The 15,842-nt window shown below is 64.5% G+C and carries 16 protein-coding genes; 12 read left to right on the plus strand and 4 right to left on the minus strand.

What is annotated here, in order from left to right; genetic code table 11:
- Nucleotides 1–77 precede the first annotated feature (77 nt).
- From pheS to P1U75_RS19470, 5 genes are all read left to right on the plus strand, one after another.
- Complete coding sequence (gene pheS / locus P1U75_RS19450; protein WP_300246298.1) at nucleotides 78–1,151, plus strand: phenylalanine--tRNA ligase subunit alpha; 1,074 nt, start codon at nucleotides 78–80, stop codon at nucleotides 1,149–1,151.
- Nucleotides 1,148–1,654: a hypothetical protein gene (locus P1U75_RS19455; protein WP_300246300.1), complete on the plus strand. Its 507-nt coding sequence runs from the start codon at nucleotides 1,148–1,150 to the stop codon at nucleotides 1,652–1,654. Before pheS ends, P1U75_RS19455 begins: the two co-directional genes overlap by 4 nt.
- Nucleotides 1,651–4,047 (plus strand): phenylalanine--tRNA ligase subunit beta, encoded by a 2,397-nt coding sequence (gene pheT, locus P1U75_RS19460; RefSeq protein ID WP_300246303.1) that lies wholly within the window; start codon nucleotides 1,651–1,653, stop codon nucleotides 4,045–4,047. The genes P1U75_RS19455 and pheT overlap by 4 nt, the downstream gene beginning before the upstream one ends.
- A gap of 111 nt (nucleotides 4,048–4,158) precedes the next feature.
- Complete coding sequence (locus P1U75_RS19465) at nucleotides 4,159–4,800, plus strand: phosphoribosyltransferase family protein (protein ID WP_300246306.1); 642 nt, start codon at nucleotides 4,159–4,161, stop codon at nucleotides 4,798–4,800.
- A 57-nt stretch (nucleotides 4,801–4,857) separates the two neighbouring features.
- Nucleotides 4,858–5,307 carry a YtoQ family protein gene (locus P1U75_RS19470; protein ID WP_300246308.1) on the plus strand — a complete coding sequence of 150 codons (450 nt, stop codon included), beginning with the start codon at nucleotides 4,858–4,860 and terminating at the stop codon, nucleotides 5,305–5,307.
- Here P1U75_RS19470 and P1U75_RS19475 read toward each other — a convergent pair.
- Nucleotides 5,277–6,737 (minus strand): PLP-dependent aminotransferase family protein, encoded by a 1,461-nt coding sequence (locus P1U75_RS19475; protein WP_300246310.1) that lies wholly within the window; start codon nucleotides 6,735–6,737, stop codon nucleotides 5,277–5,279. The two genes, P1U75_RS19470 and P1U75_RS19475, sit on opposite strands and share 31 nt — an antisense overlap.
- A 64-nt stretch (nucleotides 6,738–6,801) precedes the next feature.
- Here P1U75_RS19475 and P1U75_RS19480 point away from each other — a divergent pair, with 64 nt between their 5' ends.
- A complete protein-coding gene (locus P1U75_RS19480) occupies nucleotides 6,802–7,449 on the plus strand; it encodes a pyridoxamine 5'-phosphate oxidase family protein (RefSeq protein ID WP_300246313.1) in 648 nt (215 codons plus the stop codon).
- A gap of 20 nt (nucleotides 7,450–7,469) precedes the next feature.
- Here P1U75_RS19480 and P1U75_RS19485 read toward each other — a convergent pair whose 3' ends face one another.
- Complete coding sequence (locus P1U75_RS19485) at nucleotides 7,470–8,168, minus strand: glutathione S-transferase N-terminal domain-containing protein (RefSeq protein ID WP_300246315.1); 699 nt, start codon at nucleotides 8,166–8,168, stop codon at nucleotides 7,470–7,472.
- A gap of 169 nt (nucleotides 8,169–8,337) precedes the next feature.
- On the opposite strand from P1U75_RS19485, the gene mscL reads away from it, so the two are divergent.
- Both mscL and P1U75_RS19495 read left to right on the plus strand, forming a co-directional pair.
- On the plus strand, nucleotides 8,338–8,772 hold the full coding sequence (gene mscL, locus P1U75_RS19490; protein WP_300246317.1) for a large conductance mechanosensitive channel protein MscL: 435 nt from the start codon (nucleotides 8,338–8,340) through the stop codon (nucleotides 8,770–8,772).
- An 89-nt stretch (nucleotides 8,773–8,861) separates the two neighbouring features.
- Nucleotides 8,862–9,668: a mechanosensitive ion channel domain-containing protein gene (locus tag P1U75_RS19495; protein WP_300246319.1), complete on the plus strand. Its 807-nt coding sequence runs from the start codon at nucleotides 8,862–8,864 to the stop codon at nucleotides 9,666–9,668.
- Nucleotides 9,669–9,770: 102 nt separating this feature from the next.
- Here the strand turns inward: P1U75_RS19495 and ald are convergent, their stop codons facing one another.
- Nucleotides 9,771–10,889, minus strand: a complete 1,119-nt coding sequence (gene ald, locus P1U75_RS19500; RefSeq protein WP_300246321.1) for an alanine dehydrogenase — start codon at nucleotides 10,887–10,889, stop codon at nucleotides 9,771–9,773.
- A gap of 143 nt (nucleotides 10,890–11,032) precedes the next feature.
- Between ald and P1U75_RS19505 the strand changes: the two genes are divergently transcribed.
- The 3 genes from P1U75_RS19505 (at nucleotide 11,033) to P1U75_RS19515 (ending at nucleotide 13,792) form a co-directional block, all read left to right on the plus strand.
- Nucleotides 11,033–11,491 carry an Lrp/AsnC family transcriptional regulator gene (locus P1U75_RS19505; protein WP_300246324.1) on the plus strand — a complete coding sequence of 153 codons (459 nt, stop codon included), beginning with the start codon at nucleotides 11,033–11,035 and terminating at the stop codon, nucleotides 11,489–11,491.
- A gap of 145 nt (nucleotides 11,492–11,636) precedes the next feature.
- Complete coding sequence (ppk2, locus tag P1U75_RS19510) at nucleotides 11,637–12,554, plus strand: polyphosphate kinase 2 (RefSeq protein ID WP_300246327.1); 918 nt, start codon at nucleotides 11,637–11,639, stop codon at nucleotides 12,552–12,554.
- 77 nt (nucleotides 12,555–12,631) lie between these two features.
- Nucleotides 12,632–13,792, plus strand: a complete 1,161-nt coding sequence (locus P1U75_RS19515) for a cytochrome P450 (RefSeq protein ID WP_300246328.1) — start codon at nucleotides 12,632–12,634, stop codon at nucleotides 13,790–13,792.
- Nucleotides 13,793–14,395: 603 nt separating this feature from the next.
- On the opposite strand, the gene P1U75_RS19520 is transcribed toward P1U75_RS19515, so the two are convergent.
- Nucleotides 14,396–14,860 carry a hypothetical protein gene (locus tag P1U75_RS19520; RefSeq protein ID WP_300246331.1) on the minus strand — a complete coding sequence of 155 codons (465 nt, stop codon included), beginning with the start codon at nucleotides 14,858–14,860 and terminating at the stop codon, nucleotides 14,396–14,398.
- A 343-nt stretch (nucleotides 14,861–15,203) separates the two neighbouring features.
- On the opposite strand from P1U75_RS19520, the gene P1U75_RS19525 reads away from it, so the two are divergent.
- Nucleotides 15,204–15,842, plus strand: a 639-nt coding sequence (locus P1U75_RS19525; RefSeq protein WP_300246333.1) for a hypothetical protein, incomplete at its 3' end; no start/stop codon positions are given.

A 15,842-nucleotide genomic window follows, 5' to 3' on the forward strand; every position in this document is an offset into this window, starting at 1 on the left:
TCCATCGCGCCGTTGCGTGACTTGCATTCAGGGGGCGGCGGGGCTAGCAGGACGTGACCAAGCATCAGGGGACCGTCATGGACGATCTTAAGGCAAAGTATCTGGCGCAGATTGCCGGGGCCGGGGACGAATCCGCGCTGGAGGCGATCCGTGTCTCCGCCGTGGGCAAGAAGGGCGAGATCAGCCTGAAAATGCGCGAGCTGGGCAAGATGACCCCGGATGAGCGGCAGGTCGCGGGCCCGGCACTGAACGCGCTGAAGGACGAGATCAACAGCGCGCTGGCGGCCAAGAAGACGGCGCTGGGCGACGCCGCGCTGGACGAGCGGCTGCGCGGCGAATGGCTCGACGTGACGCTGCCGTCGCGCGGGCGGCGGATGGGCACGCTGCACCCGGTCAGCCAGGTCACCGAGGAGGTGACGGCGATCTTTGCCGAGATGGGCTTTTCCGTCGCCGAGGGGCCGCGGATCGAGACCGACTGGCACAATTTCGACGCGCTGAACATTCCCGGCCATCACCCCGCGCGGGCCGAGATGGATACCTTTTACATGCACCGCGCCGAGGGCGACAATCGCCCGCCGCATGTGCTGCGCACCCATACCAGCCCGGTACAGATCCGCACCATGGAGCAGGCCGGCGCGCCGCTGCGCATCATCTGCCCCGGCGGCGTCTATCGCGCCGATTACGACCAGACCCACACGCCGATGTTCCACCAGGTCGAGGGGCTGGCGATCGACAAGGACATCTCGATGGCGAACCTGAAATGGGTGCTGGAAGAGTTCTTTGCCGCCTTCTTCGAGATCGACGGGATCAAGACCCGGTTCCGCGCCTCGCATTTTCCGTTCACCGAACCCTCGGCCGAGGTCGACATCCAGTGTTCCTGGGTGGACGGGCAGCTCAAGATCGGCGAGGGCGACGGTTGGCTCGAGGTTCTGGGCAGCGGCATGGTTCACCCCAAGGTGCTGGAGGCGGGCGGCATCGACCCTTACGCCTACCAGGGCTTTGCCTTTGGCATGGGGATCGACCGGATCGCGATGCTGAAATACGGCATCCCCGACCTGCGGGCGTTCTTCGACAGCGACCTGCGCTGGCTGCGGCACTACGGGTTCAGTGCGCTGGACGTGCCGACGCTGCATGGGGGGTTGAGCAGGTGAGCGTAGCCAATTGGATCGCGATTTTCGTCCCATTTGTGGGCCTGGTCGGGGGGGCAATTGTCTACCAAGTTCAAAAAACGGTAGACCGAGCCAACCAACTGCGCGCGGAGCGTAGAGACTTATATCGGAAGCTCGTGTCCACCTTTAATGACTTCAACGTGTCTGTTCTACTCAACAAAACGAGCGAAGCCCTTGAAGCATTCATTGCCTATAAGGGATTGGAGGCGGAAACCATTGTGTGTGCCCCAGATCACGTTGTGCAAGCACTCGAAAATCTATCGGGCCTGATGGCTAGTTATGCCTCGGAACGCAGAAAGAACGAAGCAAACAAAGCTGACATGTCTGAAGAAGTGAAAAAAACATCCGAAGAAGTGAGAAAAGCGTACGACTCAGCAGTTGAAGCAATGCGGGTGGATGTTCTTGGGAAGACCATGATTTCCGCATCAATGATTGCCGATTTCACTCGAGGATTCGTTGCATCAATCGGGAGATTCCCTCTATGAAATTCACCCTCTCCTGGCTGAAAGACCACCTCGACACCACCGCCTCGGTGGACGAGATCGCCGAGGCGTTGACCGATCTCGGGCTCGAGGTCGAGGAAATCACCAACCCCGCCGACCGGCTGAAAAGCTTCACCCTGGCACGGGTCAAACACGCCGAACAGCACCCCGACGCCGACCGGCTGCGCGTCTGCACGGTGGAGACCGACGAGGGCGACAAGCAGATCGTCTGCGGCGCGCCCAACGCGCGCGAAGGCATAACCGTGGTGCTGTGCAAGCCGGGTGACTACGTGCCAGGCATCGACGTGACCCTGAGCGTGGGCAAGATCCGCGGCGTCGAGAGCCACGGCATGATGGCCTCGGAGCGCGAGCTGGAGCTTTCCGACGAGCATGACGGCATCATCGAGCTGCCCTCGGGCGAGGTCGGCGAGAGGTTCACCGATTGGCTGGCCGAGAACGACCCGGCCAAGGTCGACCCGGTGATCGAGATTGCCATCACCCCCAACCGGCCCGACGCGCTGGGCGTGCGCGGCATCGCCCGCGACCTGGCCGCGCGCGGCCAGGGCACGCTGAAACCGCGCGAGACGGTGCCGGTGCCGGGCGAGTTCCCGTGCCCGATCGATGTGACCATCGACGCCGACACGCAGGACGGCTGCCCGGTCTTCACCGGCCGTCTGATCCGCGGCGTCAGGAACGGCCCCAGCCCGCAATGGCTGCAGGATCAGCTGCGCGCCATCGGGCTGCGGCCGATCTCGGCGCTGGTGGATGTCACCAACTTCTTCACCTTCGATCGCAACCGCCCGCTGCACGTGTTCGATGCCGACAAGGTCTCGGGCAACCTGCGGGTGCATCGCGCCGCGGGCGGCGAGACGATCACGGCGCTGGACGACAAGGACTATACCCTCGCGCCGGGCATGATGGTGATCTCCGACGACACCGGCCCTGAAAGCATCGCCGGCATCATGGGCGGCGAGGCGACCGGCTGCACCGAGGAGACCGTCAACGTCTTTGTCGAAAGCGCCTATTGGGATCACGTGCAGATCGCGCTGGCGGGCCGCGCGCTCAAGATCAATTCCGACGCGCGCTATCGGTTCGAACGCGGGGTGGACCCGGCCTTCACGCAGGAGGGGCTGGAACTGGCCACCCAGATGATTCTCGATCTTTGCGGCGGCGAGGCCTCCGAGGTGGTGGTGGCGGGCGCGATCCCGGACCCTGCCCGCGCCTTCAAGCTGGACCCGGCGCGGGTGCAGTCGCTGGTCGGCATGGCGATCCCGGAGAGCGAGCAGCGCCAGACGCTGACCCGGCTCGGTTTCCGGCTGGAGGGCAATATCGCCCATGTGCCAAGCTGGCGCCCCGATGTGCAGGGCGAGGCCGACCTGGTTGAGGAGGTGGCGCGCATCGCCTCGCTGACCGGGCTTGTGGGCCGGCCGCTGCCGCGTCTCACGGACGGCGTGCCGCGCCCGGTGATGACCCCGATGCAGCGCCGCCAGCAGGCCGGGCGGCGCACCTCGGCCGCGCTGGGATACAACGAGTGCATCAGCTATTCCTTCATCGACCAGGCCGGCGCGGCGCTGTTCGGTGGCGGCGATGACGCCAGCATGCTCGAGAACCCGATCAGTTCCGAGATGAGCCACATGCGCCCCTCTCTGCTGCCGGGCCTGTTGCAGGCGGCGGCGCGCAACCAGGCGCGCGGCTTCATGGATCTGGCGCTTTTCGAGGTCGGACCGGCGTTTCACGGTGGTGAGCCGCAGCAGCAGCACGAGCAGATCGCAGGGATTCTGGTGGGTCGCACCGGCCCGCGCGACGTGCATGGCGCGATGCGCCCTGTGGATGTCTTTGACGCCAAGGCCGATGCCGAGGCGGTGCTGGCGGCCATGGGCGCACCGGCCAAGGTACAGATCCTGCGCGGCGCCGAGGGCTGGTGGCATCCGGGGCGGCACGGCAGGATCTGCCTCGGACCGAAAAAGGTGCTGGGCGTCTTTGGCGAGCTGCACCCCAGGGTGCTCGAGGCGATGGACGTGAAGGGGCCGGCGATGGCCTTTACCCTCTTCCCCGAAGAGATCCCGATGCCGCGCAAGACCGGGGCCACCCGCCCGGCGCTGGAGCTGCGCGACCTGCAGGCGGTGGAGCGCGATTTCGCCTTTGTCGTCGATGCCGGGGTCGAGGCGCTGGCGCTGGTCAATGCGGCAAGCGGCGCCGACAAGGCGCTGATCGAGGCAGTGCGGGTGTTCGACGAGTTCATCGGCGGCGCGCTGGGCGAGGGCAAGAAGTCTCTGGCGCTGAGCGTGCGGATGCAGCCCCGCGACAAGACCCTGACCGAGGCCGAGATCGAGGCGGTCGGCAAGAAGATCGTCGACAAGGTCGCCAAGGCCACCGGCGGGGTGCTGCGCGGCTGAGGCCGGTCCCCCTCCGGGGGGAGTATTTTCGAACGAGAAGAAGGGGGCGCGGCGGCGCCCCTTTTTTCATGCGGCCGGGCGCGGCATAGTAGGGAGCGGGAGGGCCGCGACATGTTCCAGGATCGTTACGACGCCGGACAGCAACTGGCCCGGGCGGTGGCCAGGGCCGCGCCGGAAAACCCCGTCGTGCTGGCGCTGCCGCGCGGCGGCGTGCCGCTCGCGGCGGCGGTGGCCCGCGCGCTGGGCGCACCGCTCGATCTGGTGCTGGTGCGCAAGATCGGGATGCCGGGGCATGACGAACTGGCCGCCGGGGCCATTGTGGATGGACCGGCCCCGACGACACTGTTCAACACCGCGATCCTGCGGGCCGCCGGGTTGAGCGAGGCGGATTTTGCCGGGCGGATCGAGGCGCTGAAGCAAGAGATCGAGGCGCGCCGCGCGCGTTACCTGCCCGGGCGCGCGCCGGTGCCGTTGGCGGGCAGGACGGCGATCATCGTCGATGACGGCATCGCCACCGGGGCGACGGTGCGGGTGGCGATCAAGGCGTTGCGCGCGCAGGGGCCGGCGGCGGTCTGGGTCGCGGTGCCGGTGGCGTCCGCCGACATGGTGCCGCAACTTCAGGCCGAAACCGACCGGCTGATCTGCCTGGAAACCCCGCAGGAGTTCTGGGCGGTGGGCGCGCACTACCGGAATTTCGGTCAGGTCGATGATGACGAGGTGATCGCCTGTCTGCGGAAGTTCGATCAGAGGTAGTGGCGTCAGCCGCCTCTGCGCGCTATGTGCACCGGGGACAAACCAAGGAGCGAGCCGATGACCCTGACCGTTTACCTTTCCGGCGAAATCCACACCGACTGGCGCGAGCAGATCATTGGCGGGGCCGAGGGGCTTGACCTGGCGTTCAGCGGTCCGGTGACCGACCACGCCGCCAGCGACGATTGCGGCGTGGCGATCCTGGGTGCGGAACAGGACAAGTTCTGGCACGATCACAAGGGCGCCAAGCTCAACGCCATCCGCACCCGCAAGGGGATCGAGGAGGCCGATGTGGTCGTTGTCCGCTTCGGCGAGAAGTACAAGCAATGGAACGCCGCCTTTGATGCCGGCTATGCCGCGGCGCTTGGCAAGTCGATCATCGTGCTGAACCCGCCGGTGCATCAGCATGCGTTGAAAGAGGTGCACGCCGCCGCGCTTGCCGTGGCCGAAGCGCCGCGCCAGGTGGTGGAGATCCTGCGCTATGCTCTGACCGGCGCGCTGCCGGGCTGACCGGCGGGCAGGGCACGGGCCAGGCGGAGGGTGGCCGCCTCCAGGGCTTCGGCGTCGAACCCGGCATAGCCCAGGATCAGGCCCTGCGGCCCGGTGCCGTCCGTCCAATACGTCGACAGCGGCCGGAGCGTGACCCCCGCCGCGCCGGCGCGCGCCGCAATCTCGGTATCGTCAAATCCGCCCAGATCCGGGCCGATGCGACAGACCAGGTGCATCCCCGAGGGATCGGGCGATGCGATCAGCCGCCCGGGCAGATGCCGCTCCAGCGCGGCACGCAGTGCGGCCTGCCGCTGCCCGTAGATGCGTCGCATCCGCCGCAGGTGGGTGGCGAATTCGCCGCTGTCCATGAACTGGGCCAAGGCCGGTTGCGGCACCAGAGAGGCGCGCGGGCCGGTCTCGGCCAATGGCGCGCGGACGGCGTTCAGCAGGGCGGGCGGCACCACCACATAGCCCAGCCGGAGTGTCGGAGACAGCAGCTTGGAGAAACTGCCGACATAGATCGTGCGCCCGGCCTCGAGCGAGGCCAGCGCCGGCAGCGGCGCGCCGGAGTAGCGAAACTCGCTGTCGTAATCATCCTCGATCACCCAGGCCGCCTTGCGCCGCGCCCAGTCCAGCAGCGCCAGCCGCCGCGACAGCGGCAGGGTCACGCCGAGCGGATGATGCCGCGACGGGGTGACGATGGCGCCGCGCGCCGCGCTATCGTCGGGCAGGATGGCGCCGTCGCCGTCCACCGGCATCGGTTGCGCGTGTAGCCCGGCCCGCTCCAGCGCGGCCAGCATCGGGGCATAGCCCGGCTCTTCGGTCAGCACCGTCTCGCGGGGGCGGAACGCGGCCCGTGCCAGCAGCTCGAAGGTCTCCGCCGCGCCCGAGGTGATCACGACCTGGCCGGACCCGCAGGCGATGCCGCGCCAGGCGGAGAGGTGGGCGGTGATGGCGGCGCGCAGCGGCGGCCAGCCCAGCGGGTCGGGCAGGGCCAGCAGCGCCGGATCGGGGTGCCGCCAGGCGCGGTCGAGGTGCCGCGCCCAGGCGGCATGGGGAAACAGAGCCATGTCGGGCTGGCCGGGGTGGAAGGGGCGCAAGGGGCGGCTGCCCTGCGGCTCCGGGCCGGCGGGTGCGAGCGTTGTCGGCGGCGCCAGATGCGGCAGGTCGCGGGCCACGAAGGTGCCGGCGCCGATCCGGGTTTCCAGGTAGCCCTCGGCAATGAGCTGATCCAGCGCGGTCAGGGCGGTCTGGCGCGACACCGTGAGATCCTGCGCCAGTTGCCGGCTCGCGGGCAGGCGCGTGCCCGGGTGCGCGCGTCCGGTCAGGATCAAGGCCCGCAGTGCCTCGGTCAGCTGCGCGTGCAGCGGTTGGGGGCTGTCGCGGTCGAGGCTGAGGGCGAGCAGGGCGGCCTGCAAATTGGTCTGTTTCGAAATCGTTAAACTGGTCATTTTGAACATACCAATGCCATGCGAAAGAGGCGGCGACAACACTTACTGCCAAACAGGACCCGCGATGACACTCGACATCACCGACCGCAGCCGCCTGCGCCGCTCGCATGAGCGGGGGCATTTCGACCGCGCGACCATCGACGCCATTCTCGACGCCCAGCCGATGTGCAGCGTCGGATACGTGATCGACGGCAGGCCCTATGTCACCCCGACCCTGCAATGGCGCGAGGGCGATCACGTCTATTGGCACGGGTCCAGTGCCAGCCGGGCGATCCGGTCCAGCAAGGGGGCCGAGGTCTGTCTGACGGTGGCAATCCTCGATGGCTTCGTGATGGCGCGTTCGGGGATGCACCATTCGGTCAACTCGCGCTCGGTCATGTTGTTCGGCCCCGCCTTCGTGGTCCCGGACGCGGAGAAGGAGGCGCGGCTAACGACCTTTATCGACGGGTTATGGCCCGGTCGGGCGGCGCATCTGCGCCCCAACACCGCGCAGGAGCTGAAGGCGACCACCGTGCTGGGCATGCAGATCAAGGAGGGCAGCGCCAAGGTGCGCGGCGGCGGGCCGCTGGACGATGAAGAGGATTACGCCCTGCCGATCTGGGCCGGGGTGATCCCGGTTCAGACCCGGGTGGGCGCATTGGTGCCGGATGCGCGCAACCTCGACGGGGTGGAGCCGCCCGCGCATCTGACCGGTTTCCGCTGGCCGGGCTGATCGCCGCCTGCCCCGCCGCCTCAGTCGCGCGGCGGGGTCACCAGCCCGGTTTGCACCGCCGGCCGGTCCAGGAACCGGTCGAGATAGGCGACCACGCGCGGATACTCCGCCCAGCCGACCTCTTCACGCGCGCCGTATCGTTCCAGCACCCGCAGCCAGGGGGCGATGGCGATATCGGCGATGGAATAGGCATCGCAGACCCAGTCGCGCCCCGCGAGCCGCCCCTCCAGCACCGCCAGCAGCCGGCGGGTTTCGGCGAGATACCGGTCGAGCGGGCGGGGATCGTCGATCTCGGCGCCGCCGAAGGCAAAGAAATAGCCCAGTTGCCCGAACATCGGCCCGACCCCGCCCATCTGCCACATCAGCCACTGGAGGATCTGCATCCGGTCGGTTGCCGTGTTGCCCAGCAGTGTTCCCGTCTTTTCCGCAAGGTAGATCAGGATCGCGCCGCTTTCGAACAGGCCCATCGGCGCCCCGTCGGGGCCGTGCGGGTCGATGATCGCCGGGATCTTGTTGTTGGGGTTCAGCGACAGGAACGCGGCGCTTTTCACGTCGGCGTCGTCCAGCGTGACCTTGTGCGCCTCGTAGGGCAGGCCGGTTTCCTCCAACATGATCGAGGCCTTGACCCCGTTCGGCGTGGGAAAGGAATAAAGCTGGATCACCTCCGGGTCGGCGGCAGGCCATCGGCGGGTGATCGGAAAGTCGGAAAGATTGGGCATCGCAGGGTCCTTTTTCAGGTGCGGCGAGGATAGCGGTTTTGGCGCAAGGGGCCATGCGTCAAAGCGAAAGAGGGTTGGAAAACATCCGATTTCATGGGAAACATGCATCCCCGAATGCTCTTTAACGCGGCGTTGGCCTGAAACGGCCTCTGATTGAGGAAATCAAAATATGTTAAAAGAATTCAAGGACTTCATTGCCAAGGGCAATGTCATGGACATGGCTGTCGGCATCATCATCGGTGCCGCGTTCACCGCGATCGTCAAATCCATGGTGGGCGATCTCATCAACCCCTTCGTCGGGCTGTTCTTGGGCGGGGTGGATTTTACCAACCTTTATGTCGTGCTCTCGGGCGACGTGCCCTCGGGCGCCAGCCTCGAGGCCGCGCGCGAAGCTGGCGCGGCTGTCTTCGCCTATGGTGCGTTTCTCATGGCGGTGATCAACTTCCTGATCATCGCCTTCGTGGTCTTCATGCTGGTGCGCTATGTCAACAAGGTAAAGGACATGGCCGCCCGCGAAGAGGAGGCCGTGGAAGAGCCGGCACCGGCCGGGCCCAGCGAGCTTGACGTGTTGCTGGAGATCCGGGACTCGCTCAAACAGGCGTGATTGCGCCCGCGACAGCCGGGACGAACAGACAGGCAGGGCACCGGACATCCCCGGTTGCCCTGTCTGCACAGAGATAACGAAGAGGCAACATGCAAGACCTGATCGCGGAACTCGGCCCGTTTACGCCGATGCTTTTCAGCGCCGCAAAGGCGCTGGCCGTTCTTGTTCTGGGCTGGATCGCCGCCGGCGCCATCGCCGGGCTGGTCCGGCGCCGGGTGAACGCCACCCCCCGGATCGACCCGACGCTGGGCAATTTTCTGGCCAGCACGGTCAAATGGGTGATCCTGGCGGTGGTTCTGGTCGCCGTTCTGGGTATCTTCGGCATCCAGGCGACCAGCCTCGTCGCCATCCTTGGTGCCGCGTCGCTGGCCATCGGCCTGGCGTTGCAGGGCACGCTCAGCGATCTGGCGGCGGGGGTGATGCTGGTGATTTTCCGACCCTACAAGCTGGGCCAGTATGTGGATATCGGCGGCACCTCGGGGACGGTCAGGGATCTGACCCTGTTCACCACCGAGTTGATCACCCCGGACAACGTGCAGATCATCCTGCCCAACGGCAAGGCCTGGGGCGCCATCATCACCAATTACTCGGCGCATGCGACCCGGCGCGTCGATCTGACCTTCGGCATCGACTATGGCGACGACGCCGACACCGCGATGCGGATCATCCTCGAGACCGCGCGGGCAGATGGCCGCGTGCTGGCCGACCCGGAACCCTGGGTGCGGGTGACCAACCTCGGCGACAGCTCGGTCGATCTCACCGCGCGGCTGTGGTGCGGCGCGGCGGACTACTGGGATCTGAAGTTCACCCTGACCAAGGCGATCAAGGAGGCCTTTGACAAGGGTGGCATCTCGATCCCCTATCCGCACCAGGTGGAGGTCCGGAAACAGGGCTGAGCGATCGGGCGACCGTACGCTTCAGCCCTGAAAAATCCGGCCGGGCGAACCCGGCCGGACGTCGGCAGGGGCGGGAGGATGCCCCGACAATCCCGATTGATCTCAGACTTTCACCACCAGCTGCGGCGAGACCACGTCGATCCCCAGCGCCTTGCCGACGGCGTAATAGGTCAGCTGGCCCGCATGCACGTTCAGCCCGTTCAGCAGGTGCGGGTCGTCGGTGCAGGCGGCTTTCCAGCCCTTGTCGGCCAGGTCCAGCATGAAGGGCATGGTGGCATTGCCGAGCGCGATGGTCGAGGTCCGGGCCACCGCGCCGGGCATGTTGGCGACGCAGTAATGCATGATCCCGTCGACCTCATAGATCGGGTCGGCATGGGTGGTGGCGCGGGAGGTTTCGAAGCACCCGCCCTGATCGATGGCCACATCGACCAGCGCCGCGCCGGGTTTCATGTCCGCGAACTGCGCGCGGCGCACCAGCTTGGGTGCTTCGGCGCCGGGGATCAGAACCGCGCCGATCACCATGTCGGCCTCGCCCAGGTGCTCGGCCAGCAGCCCGGCCGAGGAATAGCCGGTGTTGAACACGTCGCTGAAGGCGTCATCGAGATAGCGCAGCCGCGGCAGCGAGCGGTCGAGCACGGTGACATCCGCGCCCATGCCGGCGGCGATACGCGCGGCATGGGTGCCCACGACGCCGCCGCCGATCACCAGAACCTTGGCCGGGCCGACGCCGGGCACGCCGCCCATCAGCACCCCGCGGCCGCCATTGGCCTTTTGCAGCGTCCAGGCGCCGACCTGCGGCGCCAGCCGCCCGGCCACCTCGGACATCGGCGCCAGGAGCGGCAGGCCGCCACGGTCGTCGGTCACAGTCTCATAGGCGATCGCGGTACAGCCGGAGGCGAGCAGATCGCGGGTCTGGTCCGGGTCGGGGGCGAGGTGCAGATAGGTGAACAGCAGGTGCTTGTCGGTCAGCATCTTGCGCTCGCCGGCCTGCGGTTCCTTCACCTTGACGATCATCTCGGCGGTGTCGAATATCTCTGCCGCGGTCTGCAGGATCGTCGCGCCGGCAGCCTCATAGGCGGCGTCGTCGAACCCCGCCCCGACTCCGGCGAGGGTCTCGATGAAGACCTGATGGCCGTGCGCCACTGCCTCACCGGCGGCGTTCGGCGTCATGCCGACGCGGAACTCCTGCGGTTTGATTTCTTTCGGGCAACCGATTTTCATGCCTCAACCTCCCTGAGGGCGTGGAACCTGATGAAAAAATAGGCGATCTGCCACGCAATTTCTGTGTAACTTGGCTCGTCAATGGGGGGTATCATCGAATAGTCTTCGAAGGATTCAGGAATGCCCGCAAAGGATGTGCGAAAGTGACGCTAGACGCAGTAGATCGCAGGATTCTCGGGGCGCTCCAGAAACGGGGACGGATGTCCAACGCGGAGCTGTCCGAACAGATCAACCTGTCGCCGTCGGCCTGCCACCGCCGGGTCCAGCGGCTGGAAACCGACGGCTATATCCGAGATTACGTGGCGCTGCTGGACGAACGCAAGATGGGTCTGCCGACAACCGTCTTCGTCGAGATCACATTGCAGGCCCAGGCCGACGAGGTGCTGGACGCCTTCGAACGCGCCGTGGCGCGCATCCCGGCGGTGCTGGAATGCCACCTGATGGCGGGCACCGCCGATTACATCCTCAAGATCGTCGCCGAGAACACCGAGGATTTCGCCCGCATCCATCGCCAGTACCTGTCGCGCCTGCCGCGGGTGGCGCAGATGCAGTCGAGCTTTGCGCTGCGCACGGTCTGCCGCACCACGGCCCTGCCTGTGTGATCCTCGTCATCGTCTGGCAATGCCGCATCGGGTTTAAGGGGCGGCGCAGCCTTTGGTGGGGGGGCTTGTGTCTGGCGGAGGATGACACCAGATTTTTACATCCGGGGGATAGCCCCCGCGATGACACTTGAGAAAGGATCCGATTTTGACCGAAGAGAGTGACAAGCATTCGCTGGATTGGCTGGAAGCCGAGCTGCAGGACACGTTCGACGAGGATATCGAGATCGAGTTCGCCGAGCCGATGCTGTCGCTCGAGATTCGCAAGATCTATCGCGAGGCGCATCCCGAGATGCTGGATCGCAAGGTCTATTTCCATAACCTGCTGCGGCTTCAGGCGGAACTGATCAAGGTGCAGGACTGGGTCGAGCATACCGGCGCCAAGGTCTGCATCCTGTTCGAGGGCCGCGACAGCGCCGGCAAGGGCGGGGTGATCAAGCGGATCACCCAGCGCCTGAATCCGCGCGTCGCCCGGGTGGTTGCGCTGCCCGCGCCCTCGCGCCGGGAGCAGAGCCAGTGGTATTTTCAGCGTTATGTGCCGCATCTGCCGGCCGCCGGTGAAATCGTGCTGTTCGACCGCTCGTGGTACAACCGCGCCGGGGTCGAGCGGGTCATGGGATTTGCCTCCGACGATCAGGTCGAGCAGTTTTTCCAGGACGTTCCGGAGTTTGAGCGCATGCTGGTCCGCTCCGGCATCATCCTGTTGAAATACTGGTTCTCGATCACCGACGAGGAACAGCAATTGCGGTTCCTGATGCGGATTCACGATCCGATGAAACAATGGAAACTGTCACCGATGGATCTGGAATCCCGCATCCGCTGGGAGGATTACACCAAGGCCAAAGAGGACATGCTGGCACGCACCAACATCCCCGAGGCGCCCTGGTACATCGTCGAGGGCAATGACAAGAAACGTGAACGGCTGAACTGTATCGAGCATCTGCTGACCAAGATCCCCTATCAGGATGTGGAGCACGAGAAGGTCGACCTGCCCGAGCGGGTCTATAACCCGGACTACGAGCGGCGGGTGCTGCCCGACGAGCTTTACGTGCCCAAGATCTACTGACCGGGCCGTTCGCCACGTTGACAGGGGGCGGGCGGCGTGCTGACTTTCTGGTCTGCCGGGCAGGGAGGAGAGCCGCCATGTCAGATGCCCCCGTCTATGAAATCGACCCGGCCGCGTTCTGGGCCGATCCCTATCCCGATCTCAAACGCATGCGCGCGCAGGGGCCGGTGCTGCGGGTGCCGCAACTGGGGGCGACGCTGCTGACCCGGCGCGACGACATCTTCGTCAACGAGAAGAAGATCGAGGTGTTCTCCTCCGACCAGCCCGAGGGGCTGATGACCGTGCTGATGGGGCAGAACATGATGCGCAAGGACGGCGCGGCGCATATGGCAGAGCGCAAGGCGATCTTTCCCACCGTGTCGCCCAAGACGGTGAAACAGGTCTGGACCGATCAGTTCCGCAGCCACACCGCCCGTATCCTCGACGATCTGGCGCCGCGGGACGCCTGCGACCTGGTCGCCGATTATGCCATGCCGGTGTCGGGCGAGGCGCTCAAATGCATCACCGGGCTGACCAACATGACCGCGCATGAGATGAACCGCGTCAGCCAGGGTATGATCGACGGCTGCGCCAACTACGCCGGCGATCCGGCGATCGAGGCCAATTGCCACGACTGCACCGCCTCGATCGACCGCCATATCGACGGCATGATCCCGGTGCTGGACGCGGAGCCGAACCACTCGCTGCTGTCGGTGCAGCGGCAGGCCGGGTTGTTGGACGATCAGGTGCGGGCCAATGTCAAACTGGCGATCTCCGGCGGTCAGAACGAACCGCGCGACGCCATCGCCGGGACCATCTGGGCCCTGCTGACCCACCCCGACCAGTTGCAGCAGGTGAAGGCGGGACAGGTCGGCTGGCTGCGCGCCTTCGAGGAATACGCGCGCTGGATTTCGCCCATCGGCATGTCGCCGCGCCGGGTGGCGCAGCGTTACGAGCTGCACGGCGTCACGCTGGAGCCCGAGGACCGGGTGTTCCTGATGTTCGGTTCCGGCAACCGTGACGAGGATGTCTTTGCCAACCCGGATGCCTTCGACACCGGTCAGGACATCAGCGCCTCGATCTCCTTTGGTGCCGGGCCGCATTTCTGCGCCGGGGCCTGGGCGTCCAAGGCCCTGATCGGCGAGGTGGCGCTGCCGATGCTGTTCGAACGCTTCCCCGATCTGCGGCTTGCCGGTCCGGCGCGATTCGGCGGCTGGGCGTTTCGCGGCCCGTTGAGCATGCCGGTGGGATGGGGCTGAGCCCGGCCCAGCCGGTATTTTTAGAAATATGTTTAAAAGCATATGGTTGCGGCTGTCGCTGTACGCTATCCGCCATCTTGCCCCTGTCTACGGCGCGACCGCCCCTTGTTCTTGCTCGTGGCGGCTCTCTGCGCCTGCGCCTTCTTGTAGAACAGGCGGCTGTACTCAGCCTGTCAGTCGGCAATGACGGGCAGGCTGGTCTCCGGGTCAAACTGTAACTCGGGCGCGAAATTGCGACTAGGGATCGCCGCCAGTGTCTTGTGGGCGGTCTTTTTTTTGGGGGGGGCTCTCTTCCGAAAGGGTCAGGGGCGACCCAAGGCGGGATTTCGTTGCGGTAATGTGCCATCAAGAGTTTTCGTTTGGGGCGGGAAATCGCCGCTAGCTGCTTCTAGTGTGGACGACGGCAATGGACGGAAAGCGACGTTTGCGAAGTCGAGGAGGCCGAGCCAAGCGCAACTAGTGCGGGCGGCCCAGTGCCGTCATTCATGCCACACGCCGCGAATAGCCGCAGCCAGCCCAAACTTGCCATTCAGTTCACGGAACCGCCCACGCCTCCCAGCGAGCACGGTTTGAGCTTGTACAATGATATGCGAAAGTGGGAGCTTACTCCTGCCACAGCGCTTGCTGTTGCTCCCCTGCGAGCGCCTTGATCGCCCTCATCCGCACATCGTCAGCCTGACCGGTCGGGTTCAGGTCCGCTGCAGCTTCCACAGCTATGTCGTAGCGGCCTGTCGCAAGGGCATGCTCTATAGTCAACTTAAGGGCATCCTGCCGCATGTCCTGTTTCCAGAACCGTTTGGTGATGGCCAGCATCTGCTCAGCATCGTCCGCCCCGTGATTGATCGGAGTCGGTTCGTATTTCGTGGCCGAGGACATCATGTTGGGCAGCACGCTCGTGAACAGCCAGAGAAGTGCCAGCATGGCGGCAGGAATAATGATGATTCCAATGGCCTCTCGGATGCGCTCGCCCATAGATTCATGCACGTCCGCGCCAGCAACCTTGTAGAGTCCGAGCAACGCGGTCGCGAGCACCACTAAACTCGTCACGAGGTCCGTCGAAATCTCCATAGCCAATCACCCTGATACCTTCACGGCGACACAATGGCAGCACAAACCCACCATTGCTAGTAGGCGGTTATTTAGCTGGCTTGTCGTTATTTTGGCGTCGGATTCTCTCGATCTCGTCAATCAACCGTATGCGCTTCTCCTCTTCGCCTGAAGTCTGATCGAGTTTGGTTTGCCCTACGGCACAGCGGGTCCATGAAGCTTGATCATTGCGCGTTTGGGCTGCAAAAAGGAACGGTCAGCATTCTGCTGGGGGGGATATCGGTTATGACTTATCGAATCAGGGACACGATGATAGAGAAAGACAACTGTGCCTTTAAGGTCGCCCAAGTTTTTTGAGGTTTTTATGCAATCTATTGGTCTTGAAACAACAGTGCTAGACAGTTCTGGGGTGCGCCCAGCTGATTGGCGGGGGTCATTGGCGGCTTATCTTGAGCTGGATTCATATAAAGTTTCCCGGATTGATGTAGGTGCAGATATCGCCGGATATTCGCACACAAATCCAACAAAAGTTGGCTATTCATTTGAAGCCGATGATGACCTCGACACCTACTCGTTCGACACGGTTCCGAATTCTATCTACCGGATAACCTACCGTGCAGAAGTTCCTGAGTTCTTCCAAAGTGTTGATTTTCATGTCTATGATGAGGATGGCTCATATCTTGACTCTGTTTACGCCTTTGAGGATGAATTCTTTGAGGGTCAGTTTTTTTTCGATTTTGAATCTGGGGGTGGGGAAAGCACTTTTTTTGTTCTGACCACTAGCCAAGATAAATATTACACCCTGGATCCAACCCGGATATTTAAATACAATATTGACGTCGAACTCATCAATTCTGGAGTAACCGGAGGCGTTGCGCTCAGCGGGACGGCGGCGGAGCACGAGACCCTGACTGCCGACACCTCAACTTTGGCCGATGCAGATGGGCTGGGTGAGCTAACTTATCAATGGTACACAAAGGATTTAGAGTGGGATTGGGATGAC

It is taken from the genome of Antarcticimicrobium sp. (genome assembly GCF_029212575.1).
In the GTDB taxonomy this organism is placed as follows: Bacteria; Pseudomonadota; Alphaproteobacteria; order Rhodobacterales; family Rhodobacteraceae; genus Antarcticimicrobium.